Here is a 19,046-nt window from a genome sequence, read left to right as displayed (position 1 = left end):
ACGATGACCGACGCATCCCGCGAGCAGCCGGGCAACGAGCCGCCCACGGACGCGCCGCTGACGAGGCGGGATGCCGCTCGCCAGCACCGAAGATCCTCCGCCAACGCCGCCAATCCGGCGTTCCAGTCGCACGTCCGCGCGGCTCGCAACGAGTTCGAGAACCAAGTCGCTCAAGCCCGTGCGGAGTTCGAAGAAGCGAACGAGCGGATCAAACAGCGCACCGGTCGCGACCTGATCGTCGCGATCCTGATCGGTCTGGCGATCGGTGCCGTCCTGATCGCGTCGCTGATCTTCCTCAAGTGGGTCTTCGTGCTGTTCGCACTCGCGGCCGGCATGCTGGGCATGTTCGAGTTCGGGCGCGCCCTCATCGGCGCGGGGCGCCGGGTCGATCTGATCCCTCAGCTTCTCATCGGCGCCGTGCTCGTGCTGTCCGGCTACTTCGTGGATCTGTGGCTGCACTGGATCGCGGCCTTCGTCGCGGTGGCTCTCGTGATCGTCTGGCGGCTGCTGGCCCAGATGTTCGCCAGAGACGGACGGACGTACGGCGCCGTGCTCAGCGATGTCCTCATCGCTGGATTCCTGCAGCTGTACGTCGCGTTCCTGACCAGCCTGTGCCTGATCCTCCTCCGGCAGGAAGGCGGCGAGTGGTGGGTGCTGGCGTTCATCATCATCGCCGTCGCATCCGATACCGGCGCGTACGCTGCGGGCGTTGCGTTCGGCAAGCATCCGATGGCTCCGCGGATCAGTCCGAAGAAGACCTGGGAGGGTTTCGCCGGCGCAGCGCTGGCGGCACTGGTGGCAGGCGTCCTGCTCGCTCTGTTCATGCTCGGGCTGCCCTGGTGGACGGGTCTGGTGATCGGCGCGGTGATCCTGGGAACCGCTACGGCGGGCGACCTCGGCGAGTCGATGATCAAGCGCGACCTCGGCATCAAGGACATGAGTTCCTGGCTGCCCGGCCACGGGGGAGTCCTCGACCGGCTGGATTCGATCCTCCCGTCGGTGGTGGGGGCGCTCGCCCTCTTCTACCTGTTCTCTCCTTTGGCGGCATGATGACGACATCGGAAACTCCCACGATCACCTTCGCCGAGACCCACGGGTCGGTGAAGGGCTACGAAAAGCGCGCCGTGGACGCATTCCTCCTACGTGCTCGGCACGCATTCGAGGAGCTCGGCGCGGGGCCCGACGGGATGACCTCGGCCGACGTGCGCCAGGTCGCGTTCCCGATCGTGCGGCACGGCTACGTGATCTCAGCGGTCGACGCGGCGCTCGGCCGCATCGAGGATGCCTTTGCGGCCCGGGAGCGCGAGGCAGCGGTGGCTGACGGGGGCGTGCACGCCTGGGTGGGACTGACCCGGGAGACGGCGCAAGTGGTGCTGGATCGTCTGTCGCGCCCGAAAGGACGACGCTTCGACCGCGTCGGCGGACTTCGCTATGGATACCGCATCGACGAAGTGGATCTCGTCGCCGACAAGCTCGCCCGCTACCTCGAGACCGGCGAATCCCTGTCGGTCGAGCAGGTGCGTGGGGTCGCGTTCCGCATGCAGCGCGGGGGATACCGCGAAGTGCAGGTGGACGCCGTTCTGGATGCTGTGATCGAAGTCATCCTCGCCGTCGCGTGACCTCGCAAGAGCCCTCCGGATGACACGCTCAGGGTCTGCTGGGTAGACTCGGGACACTGTGACTTCCGGCAACGAGATGATTCCCGCGCGACGGATGCCCCGTCAGGACGTGGCGACCCTGGACACGGCAGCGGTGGCAGTTGCCTCGAACCGGCGCGGCGCGACCACTCCGCGCTGGTCCCGCCGACGCGGTGTCGCCGGCGTCTTCGCGGCGTTCGCCGTGATCGGGTTCGCCGCCGCGTACATCGGGCCCACGGGTGTCGCGCTCACGCAGGCGCGCGCCGAAGAGCGCGTGCCCGTCACGCTCTACTCGAGCACGCTCGATGACGCGCAGAGCCTTCTGCTCGCGCGGGAGGCAGGCGAACAGGCCGCCGCCGATCTCGACCGTGCGGGCTACTCGGTGTACGTCACACCCAAGCCCACCCCGACGCCAGAGCCGATCGTCGCCTCGAACGACGAAGATCGGGAGGAGTCCTCCTCGGGCTGGCGCCCTCCGTTCGTCACACCGGATCCGGGTACCGCTCAGGGCATCGCCTACGAGATGGTGCTGGCCCGCGGCTGGGGCGACGATCAGTTCGCGTGCCTCGTGGCGCTGTGGAACCGTGAGTCCGGCTGGCGCGTCAACGCCTACAACGCGGGCAGCGGCGCATATGGGATTCCGCAGGCTCTGCCGGGCAACAAGATGGCCAGCGCCGGCGCCGACTGGGAGACCAACCCCGCGACGCAGATCTCGTGGGGCCTGGGCTACATCGGCGGCCGCTACGGCACGCCCTGTGGTGCCTGGGACCACTCAGAGCGCGTCGGCTGGTACTGACGGCCATGCCGCGGTCGAATCGTCGACGCTCCGAGGAGAACGGCGACGAGGCCATGGAGCGATTGCTGACCGGCTGGAAGCGCACCGAGGTGCGCCGGGGCCTCGAATGGACCGTTCAGCCCGTCACGGCCGCGCAGGCGGGAAAGAGCTACGTGTGCCCCGGCTGCGGCCGCGGAGTCGCCACCGGGGTTGCACACCTGGTTGTGTGGCGCGCCGACGGCGTGCTCGGCGACCAGGCGGACCTCGCCGGGCGCAGACACTGGCACACGCATTGCTGGAGGATCGCCTGACATGGACATCCGCGGACCGATACTCCTGCCTTCCCGGCGGGAGGACATCTCCCTGAACACACTCGATGACCTCACCCTCGTCGGCGAACTCGCCCTCCCCGACGAACGGGACGCCGTGGCGACCCTCGTGACCCTGCATCCGCTGCCCACAGCCGGCGGGTTCATGGACTCGCACATCCTCCGCAAGGCGGCGGCGCGGCTTCCCGCTCTCGCGGACCTCGCGGTGCTGCGCTTCAATACGCGCGGCACCACGTCCCCGCGTGGCACCAGCGACGGCGCCTTCGACGGCGGGCGGGCGGAGGCGTTCGACCTGGCGGCCGCCATGGACTTCGTCCGCAGCCGCGGGCTGCCGCGCCCGTGGCTGGTCGGCTGGTCGTTCGGCACAGAAGTGGCACTGAAGTACGGGCTCGACCATGACGTCGAGGGGGTGATCCTGCTATCGCCGCCGCTGCACCGGACGACACCCGAAGAGGTCGCCGCCTGGGCGGGAGGCTCGCGCCGGGTCGTCGTCGTCGTCCCCGAGTTCGATGACTATCTGCGTCCCGACGCCGCGGCGGAGCGGTTCGCGTCCATTCCCGATGCCGTGCTGATCCCCGTCGAGGGCGGCAAGCACCTGTGGGTGGGGGAGAGTCAGACCCGACGCGTGCTCACTGAGATCGTGGCCGCCGTGAACCCGGATGCACTGCCCCTGGCCACCGAATGGGACGGCCCGCTCGGAGAGTGACCCCCGGCGGCGTCATCGTTCGTTCTGGCGCGGGATCACAACCTGGCGGTAGATGATCAGGATGCTTGCCGCGACCGGAATCGCGATCAGGGCGCCCAGCAGGCCGAGCAGCGATCCGCCCGCCAAAGCGGCGATCACCACGACCGCGCCGGGGACCGACACAGCGCGGTTCATGACCCGAGGAGAGATCACATAGGCCTCGATCTGCATGTAGATCAGGTAGTAGATCGCCGCGATCAGCGCCGTCGTGGGCGAACCGAGACCGAGGCAGGTCAGCACGATGATCGCCGAGCCGGTCAGCGTGCCCACGAGTGGGATCAGCGAGAAGAAGAACGCGACGACGGCGAGCACCGCCGGGAACGGGGCGCCGATGATCGACAGGAAGATCGCGCTGAGCACACCGTTGATGACACCCATCGTCACCTGGCCCATGACGAAGTAGCCGACGGACTTCGTGATCTGCTCGGCGATATCGATGAAGCGGGCGCGCTTGGATGCCGGGACCAGCTGGTAGACGGCGGCTTTGAGGTTCGGGGTCGATGCCGTGAAGTAAATGGTCAGGATCAGGACGATGAAGGCGCCCGCCAGCCCGGCGAGCACCGAGGCGCCGACAGCGAGGACACCCTCGCCGATCGACGCATAGTCGAGGTTCTCGATCCAGTCCTGGACGAAGGCGAACACCTCGTCGACGTTCAGGTTGGGGAAGACCCCGCCCAGCCACGCCTTCATGTCGTCGAGGGTCGTCCCGCGCTGCACGAGGCGCGTGATGGCGGCGATCAGCTGGCTCACCTGGCTCGAGATGATCGGAACGAGCATGAGCACAATGCCCGCGAAGGCCGCCAGGACCGCCACGATCGTGATCAACACGGCCGCCCAGCGCCGAAGCTTGCGCCGCTCGAGGAATGAGATCGCCGGCTCCAGACCGAGGCTCAGGAACAGCGCCGTGCCGACGTACAGAAGGATCGTCGACAACGTCTGGATGCTCCCGATCAGCACCAGCCCGAGTCCGACGCCGAGTGTCGCGACGAACGCGACGCGGAACGGGTTGTGCACCTTCATGTGGTGATCCAGCCTCTCTCGACGTGGCCGTCGACCCTGTCAGGTCAGGATAAGCACACGATGGCGTCGAGGCCGGGATTGGCGCCTCCCGGAGGACTTTCAGGTCGTTATCGCTAGTCTGGAATGTCGAGTAGGCGGCCCGCAGCACTCTCTTGTGGGCCCGGAGAGGTGTTCTGTGCGTTTCGTGTGGGCCGTAGCGGCGTTCGTTCTCGCCGCCGTGATGATCGGGGCAGGCATCGCCCAACGCACCGTCTTCCAAGGTCCGAAGACGGAAACGGCGGCGATCTCGGTCTCCGAAGAGGCGCCTTATCTCATGATCGACGGCGACGTGCTGAACATGGTTCCGGGTGCCCAGACACTGCGCGCGCAGGGCGACGGTGAGATCTTCGCAGCGTATGGCCGCAGCGCCGACATGAAGGCCTGGCTGGCTGATACGACGTACAACGAGGTGTCACTGAACAAGAGCGGCGCGATCGTCTCGACGACGATCGAGCCCGCGGTGGCAGAGGACGACGCGGCAGAGGCCGACGCGGTCGAAGGCGACGCTTCGGCATCCGAACCCGAGGCGAGCGCGGCCGCGCACAGTCCGGTGGGGTCGGACCTGTGGCTGGACGAGTTCCAGCAGGAGGACCTCCTGATCGCACCGCTTCAGCTTCCGGAAGACATGAGCGTGCTGGTGGCGTCGGACGGGATCGAGGCGGCGCCGTCGAAGGTCACCCTGTCGTGGCCGATCGCCAGCGCCACCCCCTTGGCCGGTCCGCTCATCGTCGCCGGCGGCATCCTGATGGCGATCGGTGTCTTCCTCTACATCCTCGGCATCCGTCACGCGCGCCGGTCGCGTGGCCCTCGCCGCAAGGGGCTGCCACTCGCGGTCACCGAGCCGATCGACCTGGCCGTGGAGGGCTCGAAGAAGGGCGTCATCAGCGCGACTCCCACCCGTCGTTCCGTGACGTCCGGGCGTCGCGCCTTCGCCGTCATCCCTGCCGTCGCGGTCTCGGCGCTGCTGTTCGCGGGATGCTCGGCCGATTCGTGGCCGCAGATGGCGGGGAGTGCGACGCCGACTCCGACGGCGACCGTGATCGTTCCGGAGGGCCAGCAGGCCCCGGCCGTCACCGAGGCCCAGGCGGAGCGGATCATCGCCCGAATCGCCTCGACGGCAGCCGACGCCGATGCGACTTTGGATCCTGCGCTGGCCGCAACCCGGCTGACGGGCGCGGTGCTCGCCGAGCGGACGACCAACTACACGCTGCGCGGCGCGATCGCCGACTACAAGGCACCGGCCGCGATCCCGATGAAGCCGCTCGAGATCGTCCTTCCGCAGGCGTATGACGACTGGCCGCGTTCGGTGATGGCCGTCGTGAACAACGAGGCGGACAAGACGGCGAGCATCATGCTGATGACCCAGGCGGATGCGTGGGAGCCGTACAAGCTCACCTACCTGTCCAGCCTCGAAGCGGCCACGCAGATGCCGGACCTCGCTCCCGCCTACGTGGGCGCGACCCAGGTCCCCCCGGACTCGTCGTTCCTGGTCATGCCGCCGGATCAGCTCGCCGCCGCGTATGCGGACATCATCAACAACGGTGAGGCCAGCAAGTTCTACGGCCAGTTCGAGGCCGAGGGCGACCAGTTCCGCGCGAGCGTCGCCGCTGACCGCGATCAGCGGCTCGCCGAGTTCAACACCACGGCCGCATCCACGGGAAGCCTCTCCTTCGAGTCCATGCCCGGCTCGCACCCGCCGCTCGCGTTGGCCACGCTGGAGAGCGGCGCTATCGTGGCGATCAACATGAACGAGGTCGATACCGTCCAGCCGACGAACGCCGACGCGGTCATCAAGCTGGACAGCAATCCGACGGTCAAGACGCTGGCCGGTGCGGAGCAGTCCGCGACCGGCTTCACGACGACGTTCAGCGACCAGCTGTTCTTCTACGTTCCCGGTCAGGGGTCTTCGGAGAAGATCCGCCTGCTCGGCTACGGCTCCGAAATCCTCGATGCAAAGGTGATCAGTTGACCGACGCGAACCCGGGTGCCGCGTTGCGCGGCGCCGTCGACCTTTCTGCACTCCGCAATCGGCCCGCACCCGTCGCGGCCGGAACGGAGGCCGCATCGCCGGTGTCCGGGTCGCTCGTGATGGACGTCACCGACGAGACGTTCCCGCAGGTGCTCGAGCTCTCGCGCACGGTTCCGGTGGTCATCGACCTCTGGGCCGAGTGGTGCGGACCCTGCAAGCAGCTGAGCCCCATCCTGGAGCGCGTCGTCACCGAACTGGGCGGCCGCCTCGTCCTGGCCAAAGTGGACGTGGATGCCAACCCGCAGCTCTCCCAGGCGTTCCGTGCCCAGTCGATCCCGCTCGTGGTCGCCCTGGTCGCCGGTCAGCCGGTCCCGCTGTTCACCGGTGCCGTACCGGAGGAGCAGGTTCGCGAGGTCTTCGCCCAGCTGCTGCAGCTGGCCGCCCAGAACGGCGTCACCGGAACGCTCGAGGTCGACGCGGCAGACGATGATGCCGAGGAGGACGCTGCGCCCGTCGAGCCTCCGCTGCCTCCGCTGCACGCCGAGGCATTCGACGCGATCGAGGCGGGCGACTACGCCCGTGCCATCGCCGCGTACGAGAAGGCTCTGGCCGAGAACCCCCGGGACGAGGACGCACGCGCGGGCCTCGGACAGGTGAAGCTTCTGAACCGGGTGCAGGGCGTGGACCCGAAAGAGGCGCGCGCCGCTGCGGCCGCGGCTCCGACCGACCTGAACGCGCAGTTCGCCGTCGCCGACCTCGATGTGACCGGCGGGCACGTGGAGGATGCGTTCGAGCGCCTGCTGGATCTGTTCGCCGCCCTGCCTTCGGACGAGCGCACGCCCGTGCGCGAGCGACTCCTCGAGCTGTTCGCCCTGACCGGCGACGCTGATCCGCGCGTGATTCGCGCGCGCAGTCGCCTTGCCTCCCTGCTGTTCTAGGGTTCAGCCCCGCGTCGGCGAGGGGATGTGCGCGTCCGGGTCGTGGCGCAGCCACAGCACGCCCAGAGGCGGCAGCACCATCGTCGCGCGACCGGATTCGTCCGCGCGCACCACGCCCATGTTGCCGACGCCGGAACCGCCGTACTCCTGTGCGTCCGTGTTGAGGATCTCGTGCCATACACCCGCCGCGGGCAGGTCGAGAGCGTAGGAGTACACCGGGACGCCGGAGAAGTTGCAGATGACGGCCACCGTGTTGCCGTGCCAGTCGCGACGAGTGAACGCGACGACGTTGGGGTTCCACGTCGGGCCGCCCAGCCTCGAGAAGGCGCTCCCGTCGTTGTCGCGCGCCCACAGTGCGGAGTTGTCGCGGTACACCCGGTTGAGCGTGGCGACGAAGCTCTGCAGGCCGGCGTGGGAAGGCTGATCGAGGATCCACCAGTCCAGGCCGCGCCCCTCGGCCCACTCGGAGAGCTGACCGAACTCCTGGCCCATGAACAGCAGCTGCTTGCCGGGGTGGCCCCACATGTACGCCAGGAACGCGCGCATGTTCGCGAGTTTCTGCCAGTGGTCGCCGGGCATCCGCGAGAACAGGCTGCCCTTGCCGTGCACCACCTCGTCATGGCTGACAGGCAGCACGAAGTTCTCGGTGAACGCGTAGACGAACGAGAACGAGAGCTCGCCCTCGTGGTGCGAGCGGTACATCGGATCGCGTGAGATGTACTGCAACGAGTCGTTCATCCAGCCCATGTTCCACTTGAAGCCGAAACCGAGGCCCGCCTGGTTGGTCGGCGCGGTGACACCGGGAAAACTGGTTGACTCCTCAGCGATCATGGCGATACCGGGATAGCGCTTGTACGAGGTGGCCGTCACCTCCTGCAGGAAGTGGATCGCCTCGAGGTTCTCGCGTCCGCCGTGCACGTTCGGTGCCCACTCGCCGGCCTCACGGGAGTAGTCCAGGTAGAGCATCGATGCGACCGCGTCCACCCGCAGCCCATCGACATGGAACTCCTCGTACCAGTACAGCGCATTCGCGACGAGGAAGTTGCGCACTTCGCTGCGGCCGTAGTCGAAGATGTACGTGCCCCACTCGCGGTGCTCTCCGCGGCGCGGATCAGAGTGCTCGTAGAGCGGCTCGCCGTCGAACCGGGCCAGGGCGAACGCGTCCTTGGGGAAGTGCCCGGGGACCCAGTCCATGATGACCCCGATACCGGCCTGGTGCAGACGGTCGATCAGATACCGCAGGTCGTCGGGCGTGCCGAAGCGGCTGGTCGGTGCGTAGTAGCCGGTGACCTGGTATCCCCAGGACCCGCCGAACGGGTGCTCGGCGAGCGGCAGGAACTCGATGTGGGTGAATCCCTGCGCGGTCACGTACTCGATGAGCTGATCGGCGCCGTCCCGGTATGACAGCCCAGGGCGCCACGAGCCGAAGTGAACCTCGTAGATCGACATCGGCTGCGACACGGGCTGCGTCTTGGCCCGCTGCGTCATCCATGCGGAATCCGACCAGGTGTAGGACGACTCGGTGACGACGGATGCTGTCGCCGGGGGTACCTCTGCGTATCGAGCCATCGGATCCGCCTTGAGAACCCAGTCGCCGTTTCGCGAGAGCAGCTGAAACTTGTACGTCGCGCCGACGCCGATGCCCGGGATGAACAGCTCCCAGACCCCGCTGCCGCCCATGGACCGCATGGCGTGAGAGGGACCGTCCCAGCCATTGAAATCGCCGACGACACGGACCGCTCGAGCGTTCGGGGCCCACACCGTGAAAGATGTGCCGAGCGAGCCGTCGAGCTCGCGCACATGGGCGCCGAGCACGCGCCAGAGCTGTTCATGCCGGCCTTCGCGGATCAGGTGCAGGTCGAGTTCGCCGATCGCGGGCGCGAAGCGATACGGGTCTTCGGCGGTGTGGTCGGGGCCCTCGTCATACGTGGCGAGCAGTGTGTAGCGCCCGGCTTCGCCGGCCCGCTGGCCCTCCCAGATCCCGGCGCGCACGTGTTCGAGGGGAACTCGCGTCCCGTCCGGAAAGACGGCGGTCACACTGCGGGCGAGTGGACGACGCGCACGAATCGTCCACTCCGCAGCACCTTCGGCGTCGGTGCCGCGGTGAATACCGAGAACGGAGTGCGGATCGTGATGCGAACCCTCGGCCACGGCATCCAGCAGGTCATCGGTGGTCTTCATCGCGACTCCTTCACGTGCAGAATGTGGACCGGTTCGTGGAAGGCGTCGAGCTTGACGAAGTTGTGGTCCGCCCATGTCCAGCGCTGGCCGGTCAGAAGCTCCTCGACCTCGAACGGTTCGCCGGGCGCGACACCCCACGCGCGGGTGTCCAGGTGCACCATCGTCTGGCGCACCGAGTGCGGGTCGACGTTGGCCACGACGATGATGGTGTCGGCGCGCCCCGTCGGGGACAGCTCGGCGCTGATGGTCTTGGAGTAGACCAGGATGGCGTCGTCGTCGCTCCAGTGCACCGTCAGGTTGCGCAGCTGCCCGAGTGCGGGATGATCGCGGCGGATCTCGTTCAGCCGCCTGAGGTAGGGGGCGAGCGAGTCGCCGCGTGCCTCGGCGGCGTCCCAGTCGCGGAACTTGTACTCGTACTTCTCGTTGTCGATGTTCTCTTCGGAACCGGGCCGCGCGACGTTCTCATACAGCTCGTAGCCCGCGTACACCCCGTACGTCGGCGCTCCCGTCGCCGCGATCGCCGCGCGGATCTTGTAGGCCGGCCGGCCGCCGTACTGGAGATACTCGGTGAGGATGTCGGGGGTGTTCACGAACAGGTTCGGGCGCAGGAAATCCGCCGTGTCGTGGGCGAGGCCGGCGAGGAATTCCTCCAACTCGATCTTCGTGTTGCGCCAGGTGAAGTACGTGTAGCTCTGCTGGAACCCGGCCAGGGCAAGGCCCTGCAGCGGAGCGGGCCGTGTGAACGCCTCGGCGAGGAACACCACGTCGGGGTCCTGCGCGGAGACCGTCGCGATCAGCCACTCCCAGAACTGCAGGGGTTTGGTGTGCGGGTTGTCGACCCGGAAGATCTTCACGCCCTGGGCGATCCAGTGCCGCACGATGCGCAGCGCCTCTGCGCGGATCCCCTCCGGGTCATTGTCGAAGTTGATCGGATAGATGTCCTGGTACTTCTTCGGAGGATTCTCGGCGTAGGCGATCGAGCCGTCCGGCAGGGTGGTGAACCATTCGGGATGAGCGGTGACCCAGGGATGGTCGGGGGCCGCCTGCAGGGCGAAGTCGAGGGCGACCTCCAGCCCCTCTGCCCGCGCCGCGCGGACGAACGCGCGGAAGTCCGCGAGTGTGCCCAGGTCGGGGTGAACCGCATCGTGACCGCCCTCGTCGGAGCCGATCGCCCACGGTGAACCCGGATCCCCCGGCCGCGTGTCGAGGCTGTTGTTCGGGCCCTTGCGGTTGAGACGGCCGATCGGGTGGATCGGCGGCAGATAGAGGACGTCGAAGCCCATCCCAGCGACGGCGGGGAGTCGGCGCGCCGCCGAGCGGAAGGTTCCGCTCTTGACCGTGCCGTCCTTCAGACGCCGAGCGCCTTCGGAGCGGGGGAAGAACTCGTACCAGGCGCCGACCCCTGCCCGCTCGCGCTCCACGAGCAGCTCATGAGAGGCCCCGAGCGTCATCAGCGAAGTGAGCGGGCGGGCCGCGAAGTAGGCTGCGATCGACGGGTCGCGGACCAGTTGCAGCGCCGCGGCGTCGGTCGTGGCGGGATCACGCAGGGTGTGGGCGGCGATCTCGAGGCGCCGCCGCTCGGCAATCGGCCGGCTCTTCTCGGCGACGGCCCGGTCGAACAGCAGAGCGCCGAGCTCGCGCATCACGGCCGGGTCGACGCCCGCTGCGATCTTCAGATCCGCCGCGTGCTCCCACGTGGCGAAGTCATCGGAGAACGCTTCGAACCGAAAGCTCCAGACGCCCTGTTCGAGGGGTGCGATCGTGGTCTCCCACCGGTCGAATCCGTCGTTCAACGGATGCAGACGGTGCAGCGACTCATCCCCGGAGGGGGAGTAGAGCCGAACGTGCACCCCGATGCGATCGTGGCCCTCGCGGAAGGCGGTCGTGCGGAAGGGGACCAGTTCGCCGGCGAATGCGCTGGGACGGAAATGCCCGCCCGGGACGGAGGGGGAGGGCAGGACGATCGGGATGCGCGGGGTCACCGTCATGCGTTCCGGCGGCGCATCGTCTGCCGCCCGGATGGGGATCGGAGAGGCGCTTCGCCAGGGGCGTGTGCGCACGGAGCGCGTCGTCGTGACCACGTCTCGAACCTACCGCGCACCCCGGCGGGAGGACAGGCTATGGCGCGCCGTATCGCCCTCGCCTACCCTGTGCGAAACAGCCGCATCGACGTTCCGGTCAGGGATACGACCTGGCCCGGGTGGTACTCGACGTGCGTGTCGCTGGGGGTCTCGTCCGCACTCGACCACAGCGAGAGGAACGTCGAGACGCCCTCGATCTCGGGCAGCGTGACATCGACGGGATGCTCGTTTCCGTGCACCATCAGCAGAATGCGGTTGAACGCCTCCTGCTCCGGGGTCGAGGCGGCGACGTACTGGAGCGTGCGGTTCGACGGATCGGTCCATTGATCGATGGCCATCGTCTTGCCGTTCTGGTCGTACCACTGCATGACCGAGGCCGAGGGGGTGTGCTCGTTGAGCTTCGCGAACCGGATCGGCCGGAGGGCGGGGTTCTGTCGGCGCAGCTCCAACAGTCGCCGCACGTGCGCGAACAGGTCGTCCTGCCAGGGCGCGTGCTCCCACGACATCCAGGTCAGCGGCGAGTCGTGGCAGTACGCGTTGTTGTTGCCGCGCTGCGTGCGCGCGAACTCGTCTCCGGCGGTGAGCATCGGCACCCCCGCCGACAGCAGCAGCGTTCCGAGCATGTTGCGCATCGCCTTGCGGCGGGTGGCGAGGATGCCCTCGTCCGAGGTGGGGCCTTCCGCGCCATGGTTGAAGGAGCGGTTGGTGTCGGCCCCGTCGCGGTTCTGCTCCCCGTTGCCGACGTTGTGCTTGACGTCGTAGGACACGAGGTCTCGGAGGGTGAAGCCGTCATGGGCGGTGACGAAGTTGACGCTCGCCAGCGGGCCGCGCTCCGCGCTGAACGTGTTGGAGGAGCCGGAGAGCCGCGTCGCGAATCCGCCGATGCCCACCGGGGCGGTCGACGCGCGCCGCGCGTAGTCGACGTCGCTGAGCCAGAAGTTGCGGACGCGGTCCCGGTACCGATCGTTCCACTCGTGCCACCCGTCCCCGAAGTTGCCGGTCTGCCAGCCGCCCATGCCGACATCCCACGGCTCGGCGATCTTCTTCACCCCGGCCAGGGCCGGGTCGTCGATGATCGCGCGCAGCAGCGGATGATCGGGAGTGAACGTGTGCGCGGCATCCCGTCCGAGGGTCACGGCCAGGTCGAATCGGAACCCGTCGACCTGCACCTCGTTGGCCCAGTAGCGCAGCGAATCCAGCACCAGGCGGGATGCGGCATCCGTCGCCGTGTCGAGCGAGTTGCCGCAGCCGGTCACGTCGATGTAGACGCCGTCCTCGTGCTGTCGGTAGAACGAGCGGTTGTCGATGCCGCGGAGACTGGTGCGCGGGCCGCCGATGCCCTCCTCGCAGGTGTGGTTGTAGACGACATCGAGGATGACCTCCAGGCCCGCCTCGTGAAGCAGCTTCACCATGCCCTTGAACTCGCGCAGGATCGCCTCGGGCCCCTCGCGGCGGTTCGCCTTGGTGGCGTACGCACCGTGCGGGGTGAAGAAGTTCAGGGAGTTGTAGCCCCAGTAGTTGGTCAACCCGTGCTGCAGCAGGCGCGGCTCGGTCGCGAACGCCTGGATCGGCAGCAGTTCGATGCTCGTGACGCCGAGGGTGAGGAAGTGATCGATCATGGCCGGGTGCGCCAAGCCCGCATAGGTCCCGTGCAGGGCCGGGGGAACCAGCGGATGCCGCTTCGACATGCCCTTGAGATGGCCCTCGTAGATCACGGTGCGGTCCATCGGGACCGCCGGTTTCGAGACGCCGCCCCAGTCGAAGCCGCCGTCGATGACCACGGATCGCCAGTCCTCGAACCCGCCGCTGACCAGCCCCTTGGAATACGGCTCGACCAGCAGGGTGCCCGGATTGAACATGTTGCCCGCCCCGGACGGACCGTCCACCCGGATGGCGTACCGACGCCCGGCGTGCAGATGTGCGGTCGTGATGCTCCAGACGCCGCCGTCGACGGCCGACAGCGGGATGGTGTCGGTGATCCAGTCCAGGTCGGTGTCGTCGAACAGGACGAGCTCCACCTCGGTCGCGTTCTCCGCCCACACGCGCAAGGTGCCGCCGTCAGGCCCGAGCGTGACGCCGAGGTCGTCGAGCTCGGATCGGAGCAGTCCCGACCGCGGGGCGAGCGCGGTGGGGGAATCGGGCGAAACCATGCGTTCTACAGTAGTAACGCACGCAGTCGCAGGTTACTTCGAGCGGGGGGTCCATGGTCGTCTACGTCGACCACGCTGCCACGACGCCGTTGCGCGCCGAAGCGCGCGACGCCTGGTTGGCGGCGACCGAGACGGTCGGGAACGCGTCCTCCATCCACACCGCCGGTCAGTCTGCGCGGCGGCTGCTGGAGGAATCGCGCGAGCGTCTGGCCGCGGCGCTGGACTGCGATCCCGTCGAGGTCGTGTTCACCTCCGGCGGGACGGAGTCGGTCAACCTCGGAATCACCGGCCTGTACCGGGCCCGCCGCGAGACCACGGGCCGCACGGCGATCGTCGCGCCGCTCGCGGAGCACCACGCCACGCTGGACACGCTCGGCTGGCTGGACGCGCACGAGGTGGCCGAGATCGAATGGGTTCCGGTCGATCGCGACGCGCGCGTGGATCTGGACGCGTGGCGCGGCGCGGTGGGCGGCGGCGATGCCGCGGTGGCGACGCTGCTGGCCGCCAACAACGAGATCGGCACGCTGCAGCCCCTGGTTCAGGCGGCCGCTGCCTCCGTCGAGGCGGATGTGCCGCTGCACGTGGACGCGGTCGGAGCCTTCGGCCATGTTCCGCTGTCGTTCCGCGGTCTGCGCGCCGCGTCCGGCTCACGCAGCGCCGGACTGGTGGCCATGAGCGTCGCCGCTCACAAACTCGGCGGCCCCGTCGGCGTGGGTGCGCTGGTCGTGGCGCGCGAGGCGCGCGTCGAGCCTCTTCTGCACGGGGGCGGCCAGCAGCGCGGGCTTCGCGCGGGAACCCAGGATGCCGCGGGCGCCGCCGCATTCACCGTCGCCGCCGAGCTCGCCGTCGGCGAGCTGGCGTCCGAATCGGTGCGGATCGGGTCGCTGCGAGACCGGCTCGAATCAGCGCTCCGCGGACGGATCCCCGAGCTGCGGGTCTCGGGGGCGGACGCCGAGCGGCTTCCGGGACATCTGCACCTGGTGTTCCCCGGCGCACAGGGCGACTCGCTGCTGCTGCTGCTGGATGCCGCCGGCATCGCCGTATCGACCGGTTCGGCGTGTCAGGCGGGCGTACCGGAGCCCTCGCACGTGGTGCGCGCGATGGGGCTCGGAGAGGGTGCGGCGCGCAGCGCGCTGCGGCTGACGCTGGGGCGCACCACGACCGATGCGGACGTCGACGCGGTGATCGGTGCGCTTCCCGCCGCGTTCGAGCGCGCGCGCGCCGCCGGGCTGTCCTCGCGTCGCGTGCCGGGCTCCGCTCCCAGCTTCGGCTGAGGCATCGGCTCGTAGACTCTTCTCATGCGTGTTCTGGCGGCGATGAGCGGTGGGGTGGATTCCGCCGTGGCTGCAGCGCGCGCCGTGGACGCCGGGCATGACGTGGTCGGGGTCCACCTCGCACTCTCCCGCGCGGGCGGCACGCTGCGGGCCGGGAGCCGAGGCTGCTGCACGATCGAGGACGCCATGGACGCCCGACGCGCGGCCGATCGTCTCGGCATCCCGTTCTACGTGTGGGACTTCTCGGAGCGGTTCCGCGATGACGTGATCGAAGACTTCGTCGCCGAGTACAGCGCGGGACGCACGCCGAATCCCTGCATGCGCTGCAACGAGCGGATCAAGTTCGCCGCCGTCCTCGAGAAGGCGCTCGACCTCGGCTTCGATGCCGTCTGCACGGGGCACTACGCGATCCTGCGGGAGACGGCATCCGGCGAACGCGAACTGCACCGGGCCAGCGACGCCGCCAAGGACCAGTCCTACGTCCTCGGCGTGCTCACCGCGGAGCAGCTCGCCCACACGCTCTTTCCGCTCGGTGAGACGCCGTCGAAGGCGCTGGTGCGCGCGGAGGCCGAGGCCCGCGGGCTGACCGTCGCGACCAAGCCGGACAGCCACGACATCTGCTTCATCCCGGACGGCGACACCCGCGGCTGGCTGGCCGAGCGGGTCGGCACGGCCACGGGGGAGATCCTCGACCAGAGCGGGGCCGTCGTCGGAGCCCACGAGGGCGCCCACGCCTTCACCGTCGGCCAGCGCCGCGGACTCTCGCTCGGGATTCCCGCCGCCGACGGCAAGCCCCGGTTCGTGCTCGAAGTGCGTCCGGTCTCGAACACCGTCGTGGTCGGCCCGAAGGAGGCCCTCGCGATCGCCGAGATCTCGGGATCCCGCGTCACGTGGGCCGGAGCGGTGCCCGAGGCATCCGCCTTCGCGTGCCATGTGCAGATCCGCGCGCACGCCGACCCGGTGCCCGCCTTCGCGCGGCGCGACGACAACGACGGATGCCTCGTGGTCACCCCCGACGAGCCGCTGCACGGTGTCGCCCCGGGGCAGACGGCCGTGCTCTATGACGGCACCCGCGTGCTCGGCCAGTTCACGATCGACCGCACAGTCTCGGCGGTCCCGGTCGGCGCCTGACCGCCGTGTCGCCCGTCACTTCTAGACTGACGGAGTGACAAACGGCGACCCGATCGACCTCACTCTCGAGCAGGCTCGCGACGAGGCCCAGGCTTTGACCGACCGCATTCTGGGAGCCCGCGACGCCTATTACGGCCGTGACGCGGAGCTGGTCGACGACGCCACCTACGACGGGTGGATGCATCGACTCGAGGCGATCGAACGGCTCTTCCCCGAGCTGCAAGGGCAGGATTCGCCGACCCTGACCGTCGGCGCCGCCGAGAACACGCAGTTCGCGCCCGTCGAGCACGCCGAGCGGATGCTGAGCCTCGACAACGTCTTCTCCGCCGACGAGCTGCGGGACTGGTGCGTCAAGGCCCAGGCGAGCGCCGGTCGCCCCGTGCGCTGGCTCACCGAGCTGAAGATCGACGGCCTGGCGATCAGCCTGCGCTACGAGGACGGCGTGCTGACCTCGGCCGCCACGCGCGGCGACGGGCGAGTGGGCGAAGACGTCACGGTCAACGCCGTACGCGTTCACGGCATCCCGCAGCGGCTCGCGGGCAGCGGGCACCCGCCCCTGGTCGAGGTGCGCGGCGAGGTCTTCATCCCGGTCGCACAGTTCGCAGAGCTGAACGCCCTGCAGGCGGCCATGCGCGACCGCGTCGTCGAGGAGATGCGAGCCAGGGCGCGCGGCACGTTCGATGAGGTCAAAGCGCGGCTCACCGCCGATCGCCGCTTCCCGTCCTTCGCGAATCCGCGCAACGCCGCCAGCGGGGGGCTGCGCCAGCAGATCGACAAGAAGGACGGCCTCGAGCTCGAGGCCGCGCTGGCCAGGGTCGCCTCGCTGCGCCTCTTCGTGCACGGCATCGGCGCCTGGCAGAACCCGCCGGTCTCGTCGCAGAGCGAGATCTACGGTCTTCTCGCGGAGTGGGGGCTGCCGGCCAGCCCGTACTTCGCGACGACCGCAGACATCGACGGCGTGCTCGACTTCGTCACGCACTACGGAGAGCACCGGCACGACGTCGAGCACGAGATCGACGGCGTCGTCGTCAAGGTCGACGAGCTCGCACTGCACGACGAGCTCGGCGCCACGAGCCGCGCACCGCGATGGGCGATCGCGTACAAGTACCCGCCTGAGCAGGTCAATACGAAGCTGCTCGACATCGTCGTCTCGGTCGGTCGCACCGGACGCGCCACCCCGTTCGCGGTGATGGAGCCCGCCCGCGTCGCCGGCAGCGTGGTGCGCCAGGCGACCCTGCACAACCAGGACGTCGTCAAGGCCAAGGGCGTGCTGATCGGCGACACGGTCGTGCTCCGCAAGGCGGGCGACGTCATCCCCGAGGTGCTCGGTCCCGTGGTCGAACTCCGCGACGGCACCGAGCGCGAGTTCGTGATGCCCGAGTTCTGCCCGGAGTGCGGCTTCCGCCTCGCCCCCTCCAAGGAGGGCGACATCGATCTGCGGTGCCCGAACTCCCGGTCGTGCCCGGCACAGGTGCGCGGCCGCGTCGAGCACATCGGCTCGCGCGGCGGCCTCGACATCGAGGCGCTCGGCGAGGTCACGGCCGCCGCGCTGACGCAGCCGTCGGTGCCGGCCACCCCACCGCTCGAGACCGAGGCCGGCCTGTTCGAGCTCACGCTCGACCAACTCGTGCCGATCGAAGTGGTCGTGCGCGACGCAGAGACGGGCCTGCCGAAGGAAGACGACGGGGTCGTCAAGACGCGCGCCCCGTTCCGACGCAACCCCACGGCCGCCGAGAAGAAGGCCGACCTCGAGGGGCCGCAGCCGTCCTCGCAGGCGCTGACCCTCCTCGACGAGCTCGAGAAGGCGAAGACGAAAGAGCTGTGGCGCTTCCTCGTCGCCCTCAACATCCGGCACGTCGGGCCGGTGGCCGCGCGTGCGCTGGCGCAGTGGTTCGGGTCGCTCGATGCGATCCGCGCGGCGTCCCGGGACGACCTGGCGGCGGTCGAAGGAGTGGGCGGGATCATCGCGGACTCCCTGATCGACTGGTTCGCGGTGGACTGGCACCGCGACATCGTCGCGCGCTGGAGCGCGGCCGGAGCGCAGCTGCGCACCCCCGGTCATCCCGGACCCGGTGCCGCCGCGGCGGCGGGCGGGGTTCTGGAGGGTGTCACCGTGGTCGCCACCGGCTCGCTGGAGGGATACAGCCGCGAAGGAGCGCAGGAGGCGATCCTGCACGCGGGCGGCAAGGCCGCCTCCAGCGTGTCGAAGAAGACCGACTTCGTGGCGGCCGGACCCGGCGCCGGCTCGAAACTGGCCAAGGCCGAGGAGCTCGGCCTGCGCATCATCGACGCCGCGCAGTTCCATGTCCTCGTCACGCAGGGGCCGTCCGCCCTGGGCGACGGTTCGAGCGCGGACGATGCGTCCACGACGGAGGAGTGAGCAGTCATGGCGCAATGGATCTACCGCATCGTCCCGGCCCGTCCGGCCCGGCCCGACGCCGCCGATGAGCAGGAGGAGGCCGTCGCCGACCACCTCGACTACGTGCAGGCCCTGAAACGCGCCGGCATCCTCATCCTCGCCGGCCGGATGCCGGAGGACCCCGCCACCCCGGCGATCACGATCATCGAAGCGCCGGACGAGGCGACCGCCCGCGCGGTCATGCAGACCGACCCGGCGGTGGCGGCCGGCGCGATGATCGCCACGCTGTACCCGTACGTGGTCGGTGCGGCGGCGGGGCGGTAGCCTGCCGGTCTTCGACCGTCTCGGCATCCGCGTCGCCGGGTGAGGCCCGCCCGGGTGCGGGACGGGGTCCGTGAGCACGGCAGCGGCCTCGCGA

15 protein-coding genes are annotated in these 19,046 nt (G+C 69.1%); 11 read left to right on the top strand and 4 right to left on the bottom strand.

From position 1 onward, the window contains the following. Positions 1–3 precede the first annotated feature (3 nt). The 5 genes from ABD655_RS10205 to ABD655_RS10185 are packed head-to-tail and all read left to right on the top strand — an operon-like array spanning position 4 to position 3,447. Positions 4–1,050, top strand: coding sequence for a phosphatidate cytidylyltransferase (locus tag ABD655_RS10205; protein WP_344713698.1), 1,047 nt, complete (start codon positions 4–6; stop codon positions 1,048–1,050). Further along, on the top strand, positions 1,050–1,619 hold the full coding sequence (locus ABD655_RS10200; RefSeq protein ID WP_344715799.1) for a DivIVA domain-containing protein: 570 nt from the start codon (positions 1,050–1,052) through the stop codon (positions 1,617–1,619). The genes ABD655_RS10205 and ABD655_RS10200 overlap by 1 nt, the downstream gene beginning before the upstream one ends. 58 nt (positions 1,620–1,677) lie before the next feature. Next, positions 1,678–2,433 carry an aggregation-promoting factor C-terminal-like domain-containing protein gene (locus tag ABD655_RS10195; RefSeq protein WP_344713696.1) on the top strand — a complete coding sequence of 252 codons (756 nt, stop codon included), beginning with the start codon at positions 1,678–1,680 and terminating at the stop codon, positions 2,431–2,433. Between the two features lie 5 nt (positions 2,434–2,438). After that, positions 2,439–2,723, top strand: a complete 285-nt coding sequence (locus ABD655_RS10190; protein WP_344713695.1) for a hypothetical protein — start codon at positions 2,439–2,441, stop codon at positions 2,721–2,723. A 1-nt stretch (position 2,724) separates the two neighbouring features. Beyond that, on the top strand, positions 2,725–3,447 hold the full coding sequence (locus tag ABD655_RS10185; RefSeq protein WP_344713693.1) for an alpha/beta hydrolase: 723 nt from the start codon (positions 2,725–2,727) through the stop codon (positions 3,445–3,447). 12 nt (positions 3,448–3,459) lie between these two features. On the opposite strand, the gene ABD655_RS10180 is transcribed toward ABD655_RS10185, so the two are convergent. Further along, complete coding sequence (locus ABD655_RS10180) at positions 3,460–4,506, bottom strand: AI-2E family transporter (protein WP_344713691.1); 1,047 nt, start codon at positions 4,504–4,506, stop codon at positions 3,460–3,462. Between the two features lie 175 nt (positions 4,507–4,681). On the opposite strand from ABD655_RS10180, the gene ABD655_RS10175 reads away from it, so the two are divergent. Together ABD655_RS10175 and ABD655_RS10170 are read left to right on the top strand one after the other, a co-directional pair. Next, positions 4,682–6,514: a DUF8094 domain-containing protein gene (locus ABD655_RS10175; protein ID WP_344713690.1), complete on the top strand. Its 1,833-nt coding sequence runs from the start codon at positions 4,682–4,684 to the stop codon at positions 6,512–6,514. Continuing rightward, positions 6,511–7,452, top strand: coding sequence for a tetratricopeptide repeat protein (locus ABD655_RS10170; RefSeq protein WP_344713689.1), 942 nt, complete (start codon positions 6,511–6,513; stop codon positions 7,450–7,452). Before ABD655_RS10175 ends, ABD655_RS10170 begins: the two co-directional genes overlap by 4 nt. Before the next feature lie 3 nt (positions 7,453–7,455). On the opposite strand, the gene glgB is transcribed toward ABD655_RS10170, so the two are convergent. The 3 genes from glgB to glgX form a co-directional block, all read right to left on the bottom strand. Continuing rightward, a complete protein-coding gene (gene glgB / locus ABD655_RS10165) occupies positions 7,456–9,633 on the bottom strand; it encodes a 1,4-alpha-glucan branching protein GlgB (RefSeq protein ID WP_344713688.1) in 2,178 nt (725 codons plus the stop codon). Further along, positions 9,630–11,621, bottom strand: coding sequence for an alpha-1,4-glucan--maltose-1-phosphate maltosyltransferase (locus tag ABD655_RS10160; protein WP_344715795.1), 1,992 nt, complete (start codon positions 11,619–11,621; stop codon positions 9,630–9,632). Before ABD655_RS10160 ends, glgB begins: the two co-directional genes overlap by 4 nt. A gap of 155 nt (positions 11,622–11,776) precedes the next feature. After that, on the bottom strand, positions 11,777–13,864 hold the full coding sequence (glgX, locus tag ABD655_RS10155; RefSeq protein WP_344713686.1) for a glycogen debranching protein GlgX: 2,088 nt from the start codon (positions 13,862–13,864) through the stop codon (positions 11,777–11,779). Between the two features lie 53 nt (positions 13,865–13,917). Between glgX and ABD655_RS10150 the strand changes: the two genes are divergently transcribed. Genes ABD655_RS10150 through ABD655_RS10135 form a run of 4 tightly spaced genes read left to right on the top strand, consistent with a single transcriptional unit; the run spans position 13,918 to position 18,952 of the window. Continuing rightward, the gene (locus tag ABD655_RS10150; protein WP_344713684.1) at positions 13,918–15,138 is read left to right on the top strand and encodes a cysteine desulfurase family protein; all 1,221 of its coding nucleotides are present in this window, start codon (positions 13,918–13,920) and stop codon (positions 15,136–15,138) included. A 24-nt stretch (positions 15,139–15,162) separates the two neighbouring features. Further along, positions 15,163–16,269 carry a tRNA 2-thiouridine(34) synthase MnmA gene (gene mnmA, locus ABD655_RS10145; RefSeq protein ID WP_344713683.1) on the top strand — a complete coding sequence of 369 codons (1,107 nt, stop codon included), beginning with the start codon at positions 15,163–15,165 and terminating at the stop codon, positions 16,267–16,269. Between the two features lie 34 nt (positions 16,270–16,303). Further along, on the top strand, positions 16,304–18,649 hold the full coding sequence (gene ligA / locus ABD655_RS10140; RefSeq protein ID WP_344713682.1) for an NAD-dependent DNA ligase LigA: 2,346 nt from the start codon (positions 16,304–16,306) through the stop codon (positions 18,647–18,649). 6 nt (positions 18,650–18,655) lie between these two features. After that, on the top strand, positions 18,656–18,952 hold the full coding sequence (locus ABD655_RS10135) for a YciI family protein (protein ID WP_344713681.1): 297 nt from the start codon (positions 18,656–18,658) through the stop codon (positions 18,950–18,952). Positions 18,953–19,046: the final 94 nt, after the last annotated feature.

The organism is Microbacterium terregens, assembly GCF_039534975.1.
Taxonomy (GTDB): Bacteria; Actinomycetota; Actinomycetes; order Actinomycetales; family Microbacteriaceae; genus Microbacterium; species Microbacterium terregens.
This window is presented reverse-complemented; position numbering and strand designations above follow the sequence as displayed.